The sequence below is a fragment of the Nocardia citri genome (assembly GCF_054065835.1).
In genome coordinates this window covers 262413-278966 of record NZ_JBSUQM010000003.1, presented here as the reverse complement: position 1 = coordinate 278966, position 16554 = coordinate 262413, and the positions used below count along the sequence as shown (strand labels likewise).

Sequence of the window (16554 nt, the reverse complement as noted above, 5' to 3'; positions counted from 1 at the left end):
CGTCGTCTTCAGGGAGTGGATGGGCGATTCCATCGGCGGGATGGCCATCACCTCAACTGTCGAAGGCGTCGAGAATCTGCTCAGCGGCTAGGGCCGCGGTCAACGTACCGTCGCGCACCTGCTTCTCCACCTGTGCGCGAATGGCTTTGACGTTCGGGTTCTCCGCCAGGCGGCGCAGCAGTTGGTCGTGCACCATGGTCCAGGTCCAATCGACCTGTTGGCGGCGCCGCTTCTCGGCGAATTCACCCGCCTCGGTGAGCACCCGGCGGTGTTCGAGGACGGTGTCCCAGAACTTGTCCAGCCCATGGCCTTGCAGGCCGCTCATGGTGAGCACGGGTGGACGCCAGAGCGCGTCGTGCGGATGGATGAGGCGCAGTGCCCCGGCCAATTCGCGGGCCGCGGACTTGGCTTCGACCTCGTATCTACCGTCGGCCTTGTTCACCGCGACCAGGTCGGCGAGTTCCAGAACACCCTTCTTGATGCCCTGCAACTGATCTCCGGTGCGCGCCAAGGTCAGAAAACAGAACACATCGACCATATTCGCAACCGTCACCTCGGACTGGCCGACCCCGACGGTCTCCACCAGGATCACGTCAAAGCCGGCGGCCTCGAGCAGCACGATGGTCTCGCGGGTCGCCTTGGCGACACCACCGAGAGTGCCCGCGGTCGGCGAGGGACGGATATAGGCGTTGCGCTCCAGCGACAGTCGCGCCATGCGGGTCTTGTCGCCGAGGATGGAGCCGCCGGTGCGGGTGGAGGACGGGTCGACGGCCAGCACCGCCACCCGATGCCCCTTGGCGATCAGATCCATGCCGAGCGCATCGATGAACGTCGACTTGCCGACGCCGGGAACACCGGTGATGCCGACACGATTCGAGGTGACCGTATCGGTCGGCGGGGTCAGTCGCAGCAGCAGTTGCTGCGCGAGCTCCCGATGGTCGGCCCTGGTCGACTCGACCAGGGTGATGGCCCGAGCAAGGGCGGCCCGCTCCTGCGAGCGGACCGCCTGCGCGAGCGCGTCGACATCGATGACGCGCTTCGCAGCCGTCGCCCGACCACCACCGCTGCTCGAATCGCCGCGCGATGCTGGAATCATTCGCCGCTGCCGCCGCCGATCTCGTGACCGAGTTCACCCGCCAACTTCTTCAGCAGATCGATCGCCGCATCGGCGATCACGGTGCCGGGCGGGAAGATCGCCGCCGCGCCCGCCGCATACAGCTCCTCGAAGTCGCCGGGCGGAATAACGCCGCCGACGATGACCATGATGTCGGGACGCCCGACATCGGCCAGTGCCTGCCGCAGGGCGGGCACCAGTGTGAGGTGACCAGCCGCCAGCGAGGACACACCGACGATGTGCACATCGTTATCGGCGGCCTGCTGCGCCACCTCTTCCGGCGTCTGGAACAGCGGGCCCACATCGACGTCGAAGCCGAGGTCGGCGAAGGCCGTGGCGATCACCTTCTGACCTCGGTCGTGCCCGTCCTGGCCCATCTTTGCGACCAGGATGCGCGGACGCCGACCCTCCGCCTCGGCGAATTCGTCGACGAGTTCGATCGCCTTGCTGATATTGGTCACCTTTCCGGCCTCGTCGCGGTACACACCGGAGAGCGTACGAATCTCGGCCTGGTGCCGGCCGTACACCTTTTCCAGGGCGTCGGAGATCTCACCGACTGTAGCCTTGGCGCGCGCCGCGTTGATGGCCAGCGCGAGCAGGTTGTTCTCCATGCCGCCCTCCGACGAGGCTGCGGCACGGGTCAATTCGGCCAGTACCCGCTGCACCTCGGCCGAATCGCGGTCGGCCCGAAGCCGGTTCAGCTTCTCGATCTGCTCGGCCCGCACCCGGGAGTTCTCGACCTTGAGGACCTCGACCTGCTGATCTTGTTCGACCCGGTACTTGTTCACGCCGATCACCGGCTGCTGACCGGTATCGATGCGGGCCTGCGTGCGGGCCGCGGCCTCCTCGATGCGCAGCTTCGGGATGCCCTCGCCGATCGCTTGCGCCATACCGCCGTGCGCCTGCACCTCGGCGATATGCGCGCGGGCGCGGTTGGCCAGCTGATGGGTAAGCCATTCCACGTAATACGAACCCCCCCAGGGGTCGATCGGCCGCGTGGTGTTGGACTCCTGCTGGATCAGCAGCTGGGTATTGCGGGCGATGCGCGCCGAGAAGTCCGTCGGGAGGGCCAGCGCCTCGTCGAGGGCGTTGGTGTGCAGCGACTGGGTGTGGCCCTGGGTCGCGGCCATCGCCTCGATGCAGGTGCGCGCCACATTGTTGTAGGCGTCCTGCGCGGTCAGCGACCAACCCGAGGTCTGCGAATGCGTCCGCAGCGAAAGCGATTTCGCGCTCTTGGGCTCGAACTTCGCCACCAGCTCGCTCCAGAGCAGCCGTCCCGCACGGAGTTTGGCGACCTCCATGAAGAAGTTCATGCCGATCGCCCAGAAGAACGACAGGCGCGGCGCGAACTTGTCGACCTCCATACCCGCGGCGATACCCGCGCGAATGTACTCGACACCGTCGGCGAGGGTGTAGGCCAATTCCAGATCGGCGGTGGCTCCGGCTTCCTGGATGTGGTAGCCGGAGATGGAGATCGAGTTGAACTTCGGCATCTTCGCGCTTGTGTAGGCGAAGATATCGGAGATGATCCGCATCGAGGGCTTGGGCGGGTAGATGTAGGTATTGCGGACCATGAACTCCTTCAGAATGTCGTTCTGAATGGTTCCGGCCAGCTGTTCTGGTGCGACGCCCTGCTCCTCGGCCGCGACCACGTACAGCGCGAGGATCGGCAGCACCGCGCCGTTCATGGTCATCGATACCGAGACCTGGTCCAACGGAATGTGATCGAAGAGTTGACGCATGTCGAGGATGGAATCGATGGCGACACCGGCCATCCCGACATCACCCTGCACACGCGGGTGATCGGAGTCGTAGCCGCGGTGCGTGGCCAGGTCGAAGGCGACCGACAGCCCCTTCTGGCCCGCTTGCAGATTGCGCCGGTAGAAGGCATTCGAATCCGCGGCGGTGGAGAAGCCCGCGTACTGACGGATGGTCCACGGCTGGTTGACGTACATCGTCGGGTATGGACCGCGCAGGAACGGCGCGATGCCCGGCACGCTGTCGAGCGGATACCCTTCGGCCGCAATGGCATCGCGATCGGCCTTGGTGAAAACCGGTGGCACGTCGATACCTTCCGGTGTCGACCACACCAGCTGTTCGGCGGCATAGTTATTCGCCTCGGCGGCAGCACGGACGAAGGCGTCGACCTGTGTGGAGTCGACGTCGGCGGGTTCGGCCGGACGTTCGGATAGCGGCACCTCGGCGAAACTGCCGATCCGGTGCTCGATGCCGCCGGGCTCGTCGATTTCGCCCGGCTGGTCGATATGACTCAATGTCATCAGGCTCCCACCTTCTCCAGCAGGTCGGACAGTGCGGCCACCGCATCGATGCGGGCCGCGAGATAACCGTCGGGGCGCTGCGCTGCGCTCAGGTCGGCGACGGCTTTTTCCGCACCGGCCAGCAGCACCGTCTGGACGCCGACGGCACGCAATTGCTCGACCGCCGGACCCGCCTGCTCGGCGTAACGCTTGTCCGAACCACATAATACGGCGATGGTGGCATCGGATTCCGTTGCCGCCGTGCCGATTCCGGTCACATTCAGGGGACCGGGATTGATCGACTCGATACCGCCCGAGGCGAGCAGGTTCGCGATAAAGGTGACCCGCACATTGTGTTCGGCCACGGTACCGAGCGGCACCAGCAGCGCCCGCGGTCGCACACCCTTGGCCGCGAGGTAGGCATCCGAGCGATCGCGCAGTGCCTCGAACGCGGCGCCGTAGCGAACCACCTGACCGGGCTGCCGCGCGGCCTCGGACAGCGGCTGTTCGGCCAGGTTCGGGAATTCGTTGACGCCGGTGACAGCCGTCTTGCGGTACGCCACATCGGCATCCCGGGCCGATCGGGTCGTGGCGATCCGCTCGGCGAGCAGGCCGGAGTCCAGCGCGGCGAGATAGCCCCCCGCGGCCTCGAGTTCCTGCATGAACTCCCATGCCTTGGCGGCGAGTGCGGCGGTGAGATCCTCGACGTACCAGGAACCGGCACCCGGATCCCGCACATGACCCAGATGCGACTCCTCGAGCAGCAGCAACTGGGTATTGCGAGCCATGCGATCTGCGAACGACTTCGAGACGCCGAGTTCACCGGGCGGCAAAGCCGAATCGAAGGGCAGCACGGTAACCGTGTCCGCACCACCGACTCCCGCGCCGAACGCCGCGAGCGTGGTGCGCAGCATATTCACCCACGGATCGCGCTGGGTCATCATTGCCGCGGAGGTCACGGCATGCTGCGGCGCGTCACCGAATGCGGGTGCGCCGCACACGTGCGCGACTCGGGCCCAGAGTTGGCGGGCCGCACGGAATTTCGCGATGGTGGCGAACTGGTCGTCGGTCGCGGCGAAACGGAACTCCAACTGCTCGAAGGCATCCGCGATGTCCTGGCCCTCGGCGGCGAGCGCGCGCAGGTAGGCCAGGCCGACGGCCACCGCCGCACCGAGTTCCTGGGCGTCCGAGGCGCCCGCATTGTGAAAGACGGTGCCGTCCACCGCGATTGCGCGCACGGACTCCGGTCGCTGCAGCGCCTGACCGGCCAGGGTGATCGCCTCCGCCAGTTCGATATCCGCGGTTCCGGCGAAGCGACTGGTGAGCGGGGCCGCGCCCAATGCGACTCGAATCTCGGTCCGGTCGGCGACCTGGTAACCGTCGAGCAACGCGAAGACCTGCTGTGCCGCGGCGGAAACCGCATCGCCGGCGGCGAGTGTCAGCGGCGCCAGTTCGAACAGCAGGCCCGACAGCGCCGCGGGCAGTTCGGCCACTGGCACACCGTGCGCACCGGCACCGAGCCACAGCGCGCTGATCCCGTTCTCCAGCGCGGCCATAATCTCGCGATTCGCCGCGGCGCCATCGGCCGCGCCGATGAATGCGCTGACATACCAGCCGCGATGTACATCTCGGGTGGCGTCCCGGCCACGGACAAACGGATATTCGCCCGGCAGCGGCAGCTCGGGCCGCTCATCCCCGCGGGTGTACAGCGGGGCGATGGTCAGACCGTCGTAGGTGCGCTCCTCGAGCAGCTTTTCTGGTTCCTCCGGAAGTTCGGCGACGTCGACCCTGCGGGCCTTCGCCAGTACCCCCGCCACGCCCTGACGCCATGCGACGTAATCGGGCACCGGCTCTGAAGCAATCGGCATAGCTGCTGTTCCTCTTCTCTCGACGCACACCTCATGTGCGCCCGAAACCGTTGCATTCGCCCAGCTCAGCGAGCACATCGGTTAACGAGCATTCGTCCCGTTTCCTTCGATGCTAGCGGCCGCTCCGCGGCCGGTTGACCGTGGCCGCCACTACCAACCGGTAACCTGGCGCGGTGCTCAGGCTGATCCGTGACCCACGCGTCGTCGCCCTGCTCGTCGGATGCGCCGCGCTGTTCATGGCGGCCATGCTGGTCCCACTACCGACACCGCAGCAGATGCAGGACTGGGCTGCCTCGGTCGGCCCGATCTTCCCGCTGGTGTTCTTCGTGGTCCACGCGCTGGTCACGGTGGCTCCGGTCCCCCGGACCGTACTGACCGTCAGCGCCGGCGTCCTCTTCGGACCGGTGCTCGGCATAGTCCTCGCCGCCTCCGCGACCACGGTCAGCGCCGCTCTGGCCATTCTGCTCGTCCGCGCGCTGGACCGCGATCGAGTGGCCGTCCACCTCAACCATCCGGCGGTCCGCTCGATCGATGAACGCCTGGAGCGCCGCGGCTGGCTCGCGGTCGGATCGCTGCGTCTGATCGCCTTCGCCCCGTTCTCGGTGATCAATTACTGCTGCGCCCTGTCCTCGATCCGCTTCTGGCCCTACCTGATCGCGACCGTCATCGGCATCCTTCCGGGCACCATCGGCACCGTTATCCTTGGCGATGCCCTGACCGGACGTACCCACCCCGGCATGCTCGTGGTTTCCGGGGTGCTCATCGCCGTCGGCATCATCGGTTTGATCATCGACGCGCGCTGGTCGCGGACCCACGAACCGGAGCACGAGACCACCGCACCGGTCACCGTGACGGACTGACCCCGAGGCGTGCGCAGCGTCGCCGAGACCGGGTATGCCCGCCTTGCGCCGATTCCGGTTTGCGGTTGCCGGCGGGTGGCTAACCCAGAACAGCCACGACCGCTCGAAGGAGGTGACCAACGATGGCGGTACGCGCAGTCGAACCAGGGCCGAACGGCAATAACCACGACAATTGGAATCAGGACCCCCGCGAAGATCGAGCCGACGATGTCATCCGGCCGTGGGGCCGATGACAACCTGACCTAATCCACGGTCAACTCGATCGGGATGGCGAAGACATCCACCATTGCGCCGTTGCGCAGCACCGTCACCGGCATCGATGCCCCGACGGCGTCGGCGAAGAGTTGGCGTTGGATGCCTTGGGCGTCGGCCACTTGCGAGCGGGCGACGCTGAGTACGAGGTCGCCGCGGCGCAGCCCCGCGTGATCGGCGGGACCGCCGCGGACGACTTCGACAATGCGGACACCGGCGGGTTGCCCGGTGCGGGCGGCCACGGATGCGGGCAGCGGGGCCGGAACGCCCACCAGGCCGAGGTAGGCGCGGCGCACGCGGCCGTCTTTGAGCAGGGTGCGGATGATGCGGCGAGTGGTGGCATTGATCGGGATGGCCAGGCCGAGTCCGACGCCCGCGACCGCGGTATTGACACCGACCACCCGGCCCGATGAATCCGCGAGCGCGCCACCGGAATTGCCCGGATTCAGGGCGGCATCGGTTTGGATCACGTCCTCGATCACGCGACCGGCACGGCGGGAGGCGACCGGGACAGCTCGCCCGAGTGCGCTCACCACACCCGCGGTCACCGAGCCCGCCAACCCCAACGGGCTCCCGACCGCCACCACCAATTGGCCGACCACCAGCTTGTCGGCATCGCCGAGCCGCACCGCGCCCGGCGCACCGGCGCGGGCCCGCAATACCGCGAGATCGGAGAGCGGATCTATGCCGACGACATCGACACGTGACTCCACACCGTCCGCGAACACCACCTCACCGCTACCGACCGAGCCGACTACATGCGCGTTGGTCAGCAGAAATCCGTCATCGGTGAAGACCACCGCGGACCCGCTCCCGCGCCGGGTTCGCACGCTCGCCACATGCGGGGTGACCGATGCCGCGACGGCGATGACCGAGCGAGAATACGCGTCCATCGCCGATTCATCGAGATCGTGTTGCCGTGTGGCGTCTTCCGGACCCGACAACGGGATCGACTCGTCGTCCACGCTGACCACCATCCTGCTTATCGAGCGCGCACCCGATATCGAGCCCGCCCTCTCCAGCATGCTCCGCCGCACTACCCGGTGCAGGATGTTCGCCACAGGCGCAACCGGACTCATCCGGCCTTCACCTGTCCCGGTCCGGTCACGGATTCGATTACGCTCCGGGCACGCGGTCCAAGAAGCCGTACACACCGATGATCCGGCCGTCCTCGGCAAGGGTGATCACATCAGTCCCGGCGACCGGCGCACTCCCGTCGGCCGCAACCAGCTCCCAGGAGAACCTGGCGATGTCGCGGTGTCCGTCGACCGCACCGAGCTGCCGGAATTCGAAGCCGGGAAACTGCTCGTGCACACCCCCGATGGCGGCGGTCAGTTGCTCATGCCCGGCGACATCGGTCAGCGGATCGGTGTAGAAACCGTCCTCGCGCCAGGCCGCGGCCACCGCCTTCGCCCGCACATCGGCATCGGTGGCATTCCATGCCGTGAAGTAGCGGGCCACCGCGTCGTCGTATCGAGACATAACGAATCATCCTCTGCTGGAAGGTATTTCGGTCACCACCGGAGGAAGTTCCGGCGGATACCTCAACCTTGCCCGCTGCCGATCACGAAGTCGATTACGCGCGAGGTAAGTATCAGCGCGCGAACCAGCGCGGCCATTGATGGCCGCGCTCCCACACCGTGTCGCCGACGACCACGACCAGGTCGCAGATCTCGGTGACCGCGCGCCGCGCCGCCCAGATATGCTCTCGGCTCGGCACTATCACCGCATGCGCACCGGAGCGTGCGATGGCCGAGAGCAGCCGCGCCACCGGATCACCGTGCGGACCCACCGTCATCTGGACCAGTTCGTAGCCCATTCGAGCCGCGCAGGTGCGGGTCGCCCGCACATCGTGATCCACCATCGATCCCGAAATATCCCAGCGCACAAACCCGATTGCCCACGGTTTGGCCACCACCCCGTTGCCAAGTAACCCCGTTTCGCTTCGCAACCGCCCGACAACCTCCCATGGTTCCGACCCGCTCATATCACCCACCTGTCTGCCAGCACCCACGAGTACGGTACGAACACAGCACGGCGCGGCACCATGGTTTTGCGGGGATTTGCGGAAGTTGTTGACCCTTATGGCGCTGACCGGCGACGATTGTGCGTAGCCAGCGCAATGCCCACGCGAGACGAGGCCACTCTGATGCGTATCCAACTGCTCGGCGGACCCACCAACAACACCGGCTCGCCCCGGCTGTGGATCGATGAGGATCGACATCTATATCTCGTGCAAGGCTACCGGGTGGCCCATGACGCGAACCGTGTCGAAATTCCGCATATGCTGCTCGGCTGGCTGCAACCCGGCACCTACATCGGCGTTCCACTACTCGATTCCGGGTACGGTTCCTTCACCCTCGCTGGGCAGCCGATCACCGATCCGGATGCCCTGGCGCATATGCGGATTCCCGATCACGAAATCGCGATCGCGGTCCCGGTCGGGCAGAGCCGGTGGGAATGGTAATGCAATGCTCTTCTTCACCATCGAGGAAACCAACGATCTCATTCGCGAAACGCGCGGCGACGCTTTCCATCTCGAAGTGTCCGATGATCACTCCCAGGTCTCCGACGAGACCGAACCGATGCGTCGCGTGCTCGCGGGCCTACCGCCGTTCGAGCAGGATTGCTATCCGCCATCGTGGCGGGCCTGGGAGGAGCTCACCAGCGAGGTCGCCAGACGCGGCGTGCCGATCCGGCGGGTGCGGGTGGTCTCGGAGCCGCTCACCGACTACGTCCGATTCCTGCACGCACTCACCGATCGCAATCAGCGCTACGGCGAGGACATTCGCTGGCTGCCAAGGCATCTCGCCGATCCCTCGGACTACACCGACGACGAATGGTGGCTGCTCGACGAGACGGTCGCCTTTACGATCTTCACCAAGACCGGCGATCTGGCGGGAGCCGCGGTAACCACCGACCCGGTACTGGTCGCACGCTGTCGGACAGTACGAGACACACTGTGGAGCAAAGCAATTCCGCACCACGACTACATGACCGGCGGGCGGAGTGGATGACCGGTGTCGAGCAGTCCCGGCAAGCCTTCGGGGCACGTTTACGTGAACTGCGCAAAACCGCACATCTGACCGGCGTGCAGCTCGCCGCTGCGGCGGGCTGGCATTCGGCCAAGGTGTCGCGCATCGAGCACGGTAGACAAACACCGACCGATGGCGATCTCGCCCAATGGTGTCGCCTGTGCGGCGCCGAACTGCTAATGCCGGACCTGCGTGCGGCACTGGCGAATATCGAGGCGCTCTGGCAGGAGTGGCGGCGCATCGCCGCGACCGGACATGCCCGGCAGCAGCGCCGCCGGATCGAATCGGAGGCGCGCGCCACCACCATCCGCAATTTCGAGAACGCGGTCGTTCCCGGCCTGTTGCAGACCGAACCCTACGCCAGAGCCATACTCGAGACCTGCATCGACTTCGTCGGCGGTATCGACGATATCGACCGCGCGGTGGCGGCACGTATTGCGCGCCAGCGCATTCTGCATCACGGTACCCATCGCATCTGCATTCTGTTGGCGGAGCAGGCGCTCTATACCACGGTCGGCGACGACAAGGTGATGACCGGTCAGCTCGAACGCCTCATCGATGTGATGCCGCTGCCCCGGCTCGCACTCGGCATCATCCCGCGGACGGCGGATTTCCTCTACACCACAACGTGTTTCGTATTGCTCGACAAACGCGTCGCCGAGGTCGAGACCATCTCGGCGGGTCTCACCATCACCCAGCCGCGGGAACTCGCGTACTACGAGAAGACCTGGGCGGCACTGCACCGGCAGGCCAGGTTCGGCGAAGCCGCCCGCGCAATGATCAACAATGCGCTGAAATTGCGGAGGATGCCGCCATAGTCACAGTGCCGTGCGCTGGGTTGCCCGTACCGATACCGAGCAGCAACCGGTTCTCCGATACGTACTGCAGGGTACTGATCTGCTTGGCCGCCCACGCCACCGGGCGCAGTGCGAGCAGCATAACGTTGTAGCCGATCCGAATCCGGTCGGTCACCGCGGCTGCGGTCGCGAGCGTGACGGTGCTGTCCAGCATGGGCGCGCTGGCCACGAGATGGTCTGTGGACCAGACCGATTCGAGCCCGAGTTGCTCGGCGAGGCGGGCGGCGGCCCGCACATCGCCGAGGATCGGGCGTACCGGATCGGGGTGGAGGTCGGGAGGATCACGCCGATATAGAAGGTCATGAACACCACATTAGGAACGAATCATGAGCGTTCCAATGGCTCGATCACTCAATTGCATGCCCACAACGCTCATTCCGTCGTGACCGCCTGCTCGACGGGTTTGCGGTGCAAGCCCTTTCGGTCGTAATACAGGGTCACCACCGCACCGACGACCAGGCCGATCGCCAGACCGAGCACCGCCATCCAACTACCGCGCGCGAGCCCGGCAGCACCGTCGGCATTGAAGTAGAGGATGGCGCGCACCCCGAGAAAGACCTGGTGCATGGGCTCGAAAGTGGCCAGCCACTCGAAATACCTCGGCGTCGCTTCGATGGGCACGCTACCGCCCGAGGAGGGCAGCCCGAGCACGATGAACAGGATCAGATTGACCAGCAGCCCCGCGGTGCCGAGCGCGGCCAGCACCGACAGCGCGGTCACCCCAACCGCGATGATCGCGAGCGCGCAATACAGGAACAAGGCGAGCGGATGATCGAGCGGCACATCCAATGCCGCTGCGATACCGAGGAATACCGCGGAGACGATCGGCGCGGTGACGGTCATGATCGCCCACTTCAACAGCAGGGTGCGGAAGCGGGAGATCGCCGCGGCCGGATAGTGCACGTACCACGGGCCGTACTCGGTCGGCGCGAAACCGAGCGCGGAATCGGTCATCGAGTGGATGATCATCGCACCGGTGAATCCGGCTAGCAGCACCATGACCGTATAGAAGAACGCGGATAAACCCTGTCCAGTGCCATCGGGCAGCGGCCGATACGGATCGACCACGACCTGGATCGGATGAGCGAGCATCAATTGGCTGGCACCGGCAAGTGGCGGCGCCTGGCCGCCCCCCGCCGGTCGCAATTGGTTCTGCACGGTATCGGTGAGTTGTTCGCCGACGGTCTCGTCGACGCGCGTCAGCGCCTGATCGGCAATGCGCTGCATGACTCCGGTGGCGAAGCTGCCAGCCCGGGGATTCGTGTGCACGGTGATGATCGGCTGCTCGACGTTGCCCGGAACGACACCGGCTGCGCCGAGAATGGCCAGCCGCTTGGTGAAGTCACTGGGGATGACGATCGCACCGTAGACCTTGCCCTGGCGCAGTTGTCGTTGCGCCTCTGCGAATCCGACGACCCGCAGGTCGATCTTATCGGCGGGCAGACTCGCGACGAGTGCGTCGGTGATCTGATTGCCGATATTGGTCGGCTTGCCACCCAGGGTATCCCCATCGTCCTGATCCACCAGTGCGACCGGGAAGTCGTGCAGGTTCTTGGTCGGATTGACCACGTACGCCAGATACATCGTGCCCAGTAGCGACATGAGCAGGGTGACCACGGCGATCGGGGCGATCCAGGCCCGCAGCCGCAGATGGCGGGCGGCGGTTCCGACAGTCGTCATGGGCGCACCGTATCGGTAGCGGTGATGTTTCGGTACCGAACCGGCCAGTTGCCGGTGGCTGTTCACACCGCGGCCACGACACCCATCACCGAGACCGCGATCACGGTCTCGGCGCAGCCGGCCCTCGGGTTCGATGTAGACCAGCGGAATCACCGCAGCCAGCAAGGTCATCAGTATGGTGGCGAGAAAGCCGTGCTCTCATTCCAATTCGGACATCCAGGTGAAGTTCATGCCGTAACGGTGGCGATGAGGGGGCACGAGGCCGCGCTCGCCACGATGCATCGGCGGACGCCGTTAGCGGGCACCGCGCGCCGGCACGCCGGCCGGTAGCCTCGACGGGTGTGGCCGAGGAACTCGGTTTCGACGAAGGGAGAGCGGATATGACCGCATTCCGTATGCGTAGCGGACTGGTCGTGTTCGCGGCCGCCGGTTTACTGACCGGCTGCTCCGACAAGGCCGCGCCGGACGCCAAACCCACCTCCGCCCCGGCAGCCAACTCACTGACGAACTGCACACCGCTGACCGAAGAGCAGATCAGCCGCGCCACGCAAGCCGACACTCTCACCATCCACCACCGTCCCCCGGTCTGTGTCTGGCAGGCCCAACGCGGCGCCGGCGAATCCGATGTGACCTTCACCTACACCGAACGCGAATCCCTCCAGCAGACGTGGCAGCGGGCCGAGAACGACGGCTTCCAGACCGAACATCTGACGATCACCGAACAGATCTTCGGCGCGACCGTCACCGCGACCGGCTTCTACATCCGTAATCCACACGACCCGGGTGACTGCGCGGTGGCCGCCGCGGACAATGGCACCATCGTCTGGCGCGTCCAAAACCATTCCCACACGACAACACCCGACCCCTGCGCCATCGCACTCCAATTGGCAACGCTGACTATCGATCTCGCGCCCTAGCCATCGAACAAGGCACCCCGGACCTCGACGAGATCCGGGGTGTTCGCGGTTTCGCCGACTACTGTGACGGCGGCTGCCAGGACTGTCCCTGGGGCGAGTTCGGGCGGTAGGGCTGCTGGTGCGGTGGTATCTGCTGCTGTGCCGGCACGACCGGCTGGTGTGGGGAGGGTTGGGTTCGGGTCACCGGAGTCACCACGCCCTCCACCGGTGCGCGGGCATCGGCCTCGGCGGCGCGCACCGCCTGTTCGATGGCCGGGTCGCGGGCCGTATCGAACCACCCCGCGACATCGGAATCGTCCTCCGGTTTGCTCTCCACATCATCGACCGGGGCGGGCTCGTAGCGGAATACGCCGTCCTCACCCTTGGTCGCGAAGTTCTGGGCGAAGCCCTCGAGCGCCTTACCGAAATCGCTCGGCACCAGCCACACCTTGTTCGCGTCACCACGGGCGACCATGGGCAGGGTCTGCATGTACTGGTAGGCAAGTAGCTCCGGCGTCGGCTTACCGGATTTGATTGCGGCGAAAACCTTTTCGATGGCCTTCGCCTGGCCCTGCGCCTGCAGGTAGGCCGCGGCCCGTTCACCCTGGGCGCGCAGAATCCGGCTCTGCCGTTCACCTTCGGCCGCCAGGATCGAGGACTGCTTGGCGCCCTCGGCGGAGAGGATCTGCGCCTGCTTGGCGCCCTCGGCCGTCTTGATCTGCGATTCGCGGGTGCCCTCCGCGGTGAGGATCATGGCGCGCTTCTCGCGGTCGGCCTTCATCTGCTTCTCCATCGACTCCTGGATCGATGGCGGCGGATCGATGCTCTTGAGTTCGACTCGCGCGACGCGCAACCCCCAGCGGCCGGTGGCCTCGTCGAGCACCCCGCGCAGCTGACCGTTGATCTGATCGCGCGAGGTCAGCGTCTGCTCCAGGGTCATGCCACCGACCACATTGCGCAGGGTGGTCACGGTGAGTTGCTCGACGGCCGCGATGTAGTTGCTGATCTCGTATACCGCCGCCTGCGGGCTCGTCACCTGGAAGTACACGACGGTGTCGATATGCAGGGTCAGATTGTCCTCGGTGATCACCGGCTGCGGTGGGAAGGACACCACCCGCTCGCGCAGATCTACCTTGGCCCGGATCCGGTCGGCGAAGGGCACCAGAAATGTCAGCTGACCGGAGACGGTCCGCGAATATCGGCCTAGTCGCTCGATGACGGCCGCCTCCGCCTGCGGAACAAGGGCGATCGACTTGAAGACCACCACCACGACCAGCAGCACCAAAACGGCGGCAACGATCAGTACACCCATCAGGGCCCCTTCCAGACGACCGCGGTCGCACCATCGATCTTCATGACATACACCGTGGTTCCCTTCGGATACTCGGCCGTCGTATCGAACGGCCGTGCGGTCCATTCCTCACCGCCGATTTTGACCAGGCCGCTGTGCTCGGCCACCGGCTCGAGCACCAACGCCTGCTTACCCATCAGCGCGTCCACATTCGTCGGAATCGGCGGCGGGGTTCCGAAGCGACGCCGCAGAGCCGGGCGCACCCCGAGCAGCAGCACGAGCGCCAGCACCGCGAAGACCACGGCGTCGGCGACCAGCCCAGTGTCACCGACGGCACTGACTCCCGCGGTCCCGAGTGCGGCGACACCCAACATCAACAGCGTGAGGTCCCCGGTGAGCATCTCCGCCGCCGCGAGCAGCAGGCCCGCGACCAGCCAAACGATTGCGGTCACATGCTCACTGTAGTTGTCCGTGGCACTTCTGTGGCGCGACAAACCCAACATCAGTCCTGCCGATGCCCAATCCGATCAGCCCTGTCGCCGAGACTGTCACCGGCACGCCAACTCGGTTGCGCCGCAACCCGAAAAAGCGGGTGCTAGGTTCGGGCGGGTGAGCGGGCGTGACATATATGGCGGCGATATCTTCTCCGGACATTCGCGATCGAAGAAACGAACGGTGCCGACGGTCGTCGCCGACCGCGATCTCGTGGTGGAGGATGCGGCGAGCGGATTCTGCGGCGCCGTTGTCGGATTCGATCGCAGCTACGATGGCGAATTCGTCGAACTCGAGGACGCGCGCGGCGCGGTGCGGTTGTTCGCAATGCGCGAAGCCGCGTTTCTCATCGACGGTGCGCCGGTGACGCTGGTCCGCCCCAAAGCCACGGCACCCGAGAAGCAAACCCGGTCGGCGTCGGGCTCGACGCGAGTGGAAGGGTTGCGGGCGCAGGTCGCCAAAACCAGCCGGATCTGGGTGGAGGGCGTCCACGATGCCGCCCTGGTGGAGCGGGTCTGGGGACACGATCTGCGGGTCGAGGGCGTGGTCGTGGAGCATCTCGACGGTTTGGACAATCTGGCCGAACGGCTGACCGAATTCGCGCCCGGACCGGGGCGGCGGGTCGGTGTGCTGGTCGACCATCTGGTCGCCGGCTCCAAGGAGACTCAGCTGACCACCGGTCTCGGTAAGTATGTGCTGGTCACCGGGCACCCCTATATCGACGTGTGGCAGGCCGTGCGACCGGCTGCGGTCGGTATCGCGGCGTGGCCGCAGGTTCCGCGCGGCGAAGACTGGAAGACCGGCATCTGCCGTCGACTCGGCTGGGGCACACCGCAGGAGGGGTGGCGGCGGGTGTACAACGCGGTCGAATCCTTCCGCGATCTGGAATCCCCCCTGATCGGCGCGGTGGAGCGGCTCATCGACTTCGTCACCGAACCGGAGTGATCATCACTTCTCGGTCCAATCGCTGAAATCACGTCTCACTCCACGGAATTCGGCCCGCACGTCCACGGCACCGGCACGCCCCCGTTCCGGTACTCGCGGTACCGGACGTCTGATCGATGCGCGCAGCTCACCGGGGTATCCGACATGGCCGCCCCCGAGCCGCAACCCTCCTTTATGCTCGATAATTATGTGCTCTCCTAGTGCCACGCTGACGGTGTGGGCCGGCTCCTGGCTGGCCGGTCGCAGCGCGCCCGACGACATCCTGGAGGCGTTGTACGCCTGGGCGCCGCGGCACACCATCGCCGCGGGTGACCCGATCACCGGCGGTCGCGACGACCTACCCTGGTCCTCCCGCGGCAATCTGTCCGGCACCGGAGTCATGGCACTGCTCAAGGTGATTCGCGAAGCAATGGCCCAGCCCGGTGCGCAACTGCGATTGGTGCTGCCGGTGCCCGGCGATGTGCGCGGACTGCCCACCGGAACGGCCTTCGCCGCCGACGCGATCGAAGCGGGCGAGGGACTGCTGTTCGGCGTGCCCGGCGCGGACGGCACCGGGCTGATCCCGCAGTGGGCCGATGACGATACCCTGCAGTGGAGCGTCTACAGCACCGCGATCCCGGCCGCGCCCGGCCCGGATATGTCGCTCGGCGAGGCGGAATACACGATGCGCGAGGCCGTGCGCGATGCTGCCGACGCCCTGATGCGCGTGCACACCACGGCCGCGGGCGCGGCCGTCGACTCCGATCCCCGTGAACTCATCGAGGCCGAACTCGCCGACTACTCCCGTCACGATTATCCGGATTCGATTCCGTTGCGCGCCAGGCGAATCCTCGACAGCGCCGACCATGTCGCCGCCATACTCACTGTCGCCCAACGCGAACCGGCCTCCTCCCCGACCTCCGCCACCGCCATCGGCGCCCAGGAGGACCTCCTACGCCCACTGTGGGACGCGATCCGCGCGGCGCGGTTGGTTGCGGTGCACGCCGCGGCCCGAGGCAATTCGTAA

Annotated in this window: 17 protein-coding genes; 7 read left to right on the top strand and 10 right to left on the bottom strand. The window is 66.1% G+C overall.

Going from position 1 to position 16554, the window contains the following annotated elements:
* Nucleotides 1-52: 52 nt before the first annotated feature.
* From meaB to ACW2Q0_RS07185, 3 genes are read right to left on the bottom strand one after another with little or no spacing between them, the layout of a single operon-like run.
* Nucleotides 53-1096: a methylmalonyl Co-A mutase-associated GTPase MeaB gene (gene meaB, locus ACW2Q0_RS07195; RefSeq protein ID WP_457187424.1), complete on the bottom strand. Its 1044-nt coding sequence runs from the start codon at nt 1094-1096 to the stop codon at nt 53-55.
* Nucleotides 1093-3393: a methylmalonyl-CoA mutase gene (gene scpA / locus ACW2Q0_RS07190; protein ID WP_457187422.1), complete on the bottom strand. Its 2301-nt coding sequence runs from the start codon at nt 3391-3393 to the stop codon at nt 1093-1095. The genes meaB and scpA overlap by 4 nt, the downstream gene beginning before the upstream one ends.
* Complete coding sequence (locus tag ACW2Q0_RS07185; RefSeq protein WP_457187421.1) at nt 3393-5240, bottom strand: methylmalonyl-CoA mutase family protein; 1848 nt, start codon at nt 5238-5240, stop codon at nt 3393-3395. The genes scpA and ACW2Q0_RS07185 overlap by 1 nt, the downstream gene beginning before the upstream one ends.
* A 173-nt stretch (nt 5241-5413) precedes the next feature.
* On the opposite strand from ACW2Q0_RS07185, the gene ACW2Q0_RS07180 reads away from it, so the two are divergent.
* Nucleotides 5414-6100 (top strand): TVP38/TMEM64 family protein, encoded by a 687-nt coding sequence (locus tag ACW2Q0_RS07180; protein ID WP_457187419.1) that lies wholly within the window; start codon nt 5414-5416, stop codon nt 6098-6100.
* A gap of 242 nt (nt 6101-6342) precedes the next feature.
* Here ACW2Q0_RS07180 and ACW2Q0_RS07175 read toward each other — a convergent pair whose 3' ends face one another.
* The 3 genes from ACW2Q0_RS07175 to ACW2Q0_RS07165 form a co-directional block, all read right to left on the bottom strand.
* Entirely contained in the window at nt 6343-7245 is a 903-nt protein-coding gene (locus ACW2Q0_RS07175; RefSeq protein WP_457187747.1) for a S1C family serine protease, read from the bottom strand.
* Nucleotides 7246-7468: 223 nt separating this feature from the next.
* A complete protein-coding gene (locus ACW2Q0_RS07170; protein ID WP_457187417.1) occupies nt 7469-7834 on the bottom strand; it encodes a nuclear transport factor 2 family protein in 366 nt (121 codons plus the stop codon).
* Nucleotides 7835-7946: 112 nt separating this feature from the next.
* Entirely contained in the window at nt 7947-8339 is a 393-nt protein-coding gene (locus tag ACW2Q0_RS07165; RefSeq protein ID WP_457187415.1) for a hypothetical protein, read from the bottom strand.
* Between the two features lie 162 nt (nt 8340-8501).
* Between ACW2Q0_RS07165 and ACW2Q0_RS07160 the strand changes: the two genes are divergently transcribed.
* The 3 genes from ACW2Q0_RS07160 to ACW2Q0_RS07150 are packed head-to-tail and all read left to right on the top strand — an operon-like array spanning nt 8502 to nt 10205.
* Complete coding sequence (locus ACW2Q0_RS07160; protein ID WP_457187413.1) at nt 8502-8819, top strand: hypothetical protein; 318 nt, start codon at nt 8502-8504, stop codon at nt 8817-8819.
* Nucleotides 8820-8823: 4 nt separating this feature from the next.
* On the top strand, nt 8824-9369 hold the full coding sequence (locus ACW2Q0_RS07155; RefSeq protein WP_457187411.1) for a DUF6879 family protein: 546 nt from the start codon (nt 8824-8826) through the stop codon (nt 9367-9369).
* Entirely contained in the window at nt 9315-10205 is an 891-nt protein-coding gene (locus ACW2Q0_RS07150; RefSeq protein ID WP_457187409.1) for a helix-turn-helix domain-containing protein, read from the top strand. Before ACW2Q0_RS07155 ends, ACW2Q0_RS07150 begins: the two co-directional genes overlap by 55 nt.
* Here the strand turns inward: ACW2Q0_RS07150 and ACW2Q0_RS07145 are convergent.
* Both ACW2Q0_RS07145 and ACW2Q0_RS07140 read right to left on the bottom strand, forming a co-directional pair.
* A complete protein-coding gene (locus ACW2Q0_RS07145; RefSeq protein WP_457187407.1) occupies nt 10168-10479 on the bottom strand; it encodes an LLM class flavin-dependent oxidoreductase in 312 nt (103 codons plus the stop codon). The genes ACW2Q0_RS07150 and ACW2Q0_RS07145 overlap by 38 nt on opposite strands.
* 137 nt (nt 10480-10616) lie before the next feature.
* Entirely contained in the window at nt 10617-12095 is a 1479-nt protein-coding gene (locus tag ACW2Q0_RS07140; protein ID WP_457187405.1) for a YhgE/Pip domain-containing protein, read from the bottom strand.
* A gap of 209 nt (nt 12096-12304) precedes the next feature.
* Between ACW2Q0_RS07140 and ACW2Q0_RS07135 the strand changes: the two genes are divergently transcribed.
* Nucleotides 12305-12841, top strand: a complete 537-nt coding sequence (locus ACW2Q0_RS07135; RefSeq protein ID WP_457187403.1) for a DUF3558 family protein — start codon at nt 12305-12307, stop codon at nt 12839-12841.
* A 58-nt stretch (nt 12842-12899) separates the two neighbouring features.
* Here the strand turns inward: ACW2Q0_RS07135 and ACW2Q0_RS07130 are convergent, their stop codons facing one another.
* Both ACW2Q0_RS07130 and ACW2Q0_RS07125 read right to left on the bottom strand, forming a co-directional pair.
* Complete coding sequence (locus tag ACW2Q0_RS07130; protein WP_457187401.1) at nt 12900-14132, bottom strand: SPFH domain-containing protein; 1233 nt, start codon at nt 14130-14132, stop codon at nt 12900-12902.
* A complete protein-coding gene (locus ACW2Q0_RS07125) occupies nt 14132-14563 on the bottom strand; it encodes an NfeD family protein (RefSeq protein ID WP_457187399.1) in 432 nt (143 codons plus the stop codon). The genes ACW2Q0_RS07130 and ACW2Q0_RS07125 overlap by 1 nt, the downstream gene beginning before the upstream one ends.
* Before the next feature lie 157 nt (nt 14564-14720).
* Here ACW2Q0_RS07125 and ACW2Q0_RS07120 point away from each other — a divergent pair, with 157 nt between their 5' ends.
* Entirely contained in the window at nt 14721-15548 is an 828-nt protein-coding gene (locus ACW2Q0_RS07120; protein WP_457187397.1) for a DUF3097 domain-containing protein, read from the top strand.
* A 187-nt stretch (nt 15549-15735) separates the two neighbouring features.
* Nucleotides 15736-16554, top strand: coding sequence for a hypothetical protein (locus ACW2Q0_RS07115; protein WP_457187395.1), 819 nt, complete (start codon nt 15736-15738; stop codon nt 16552-16554).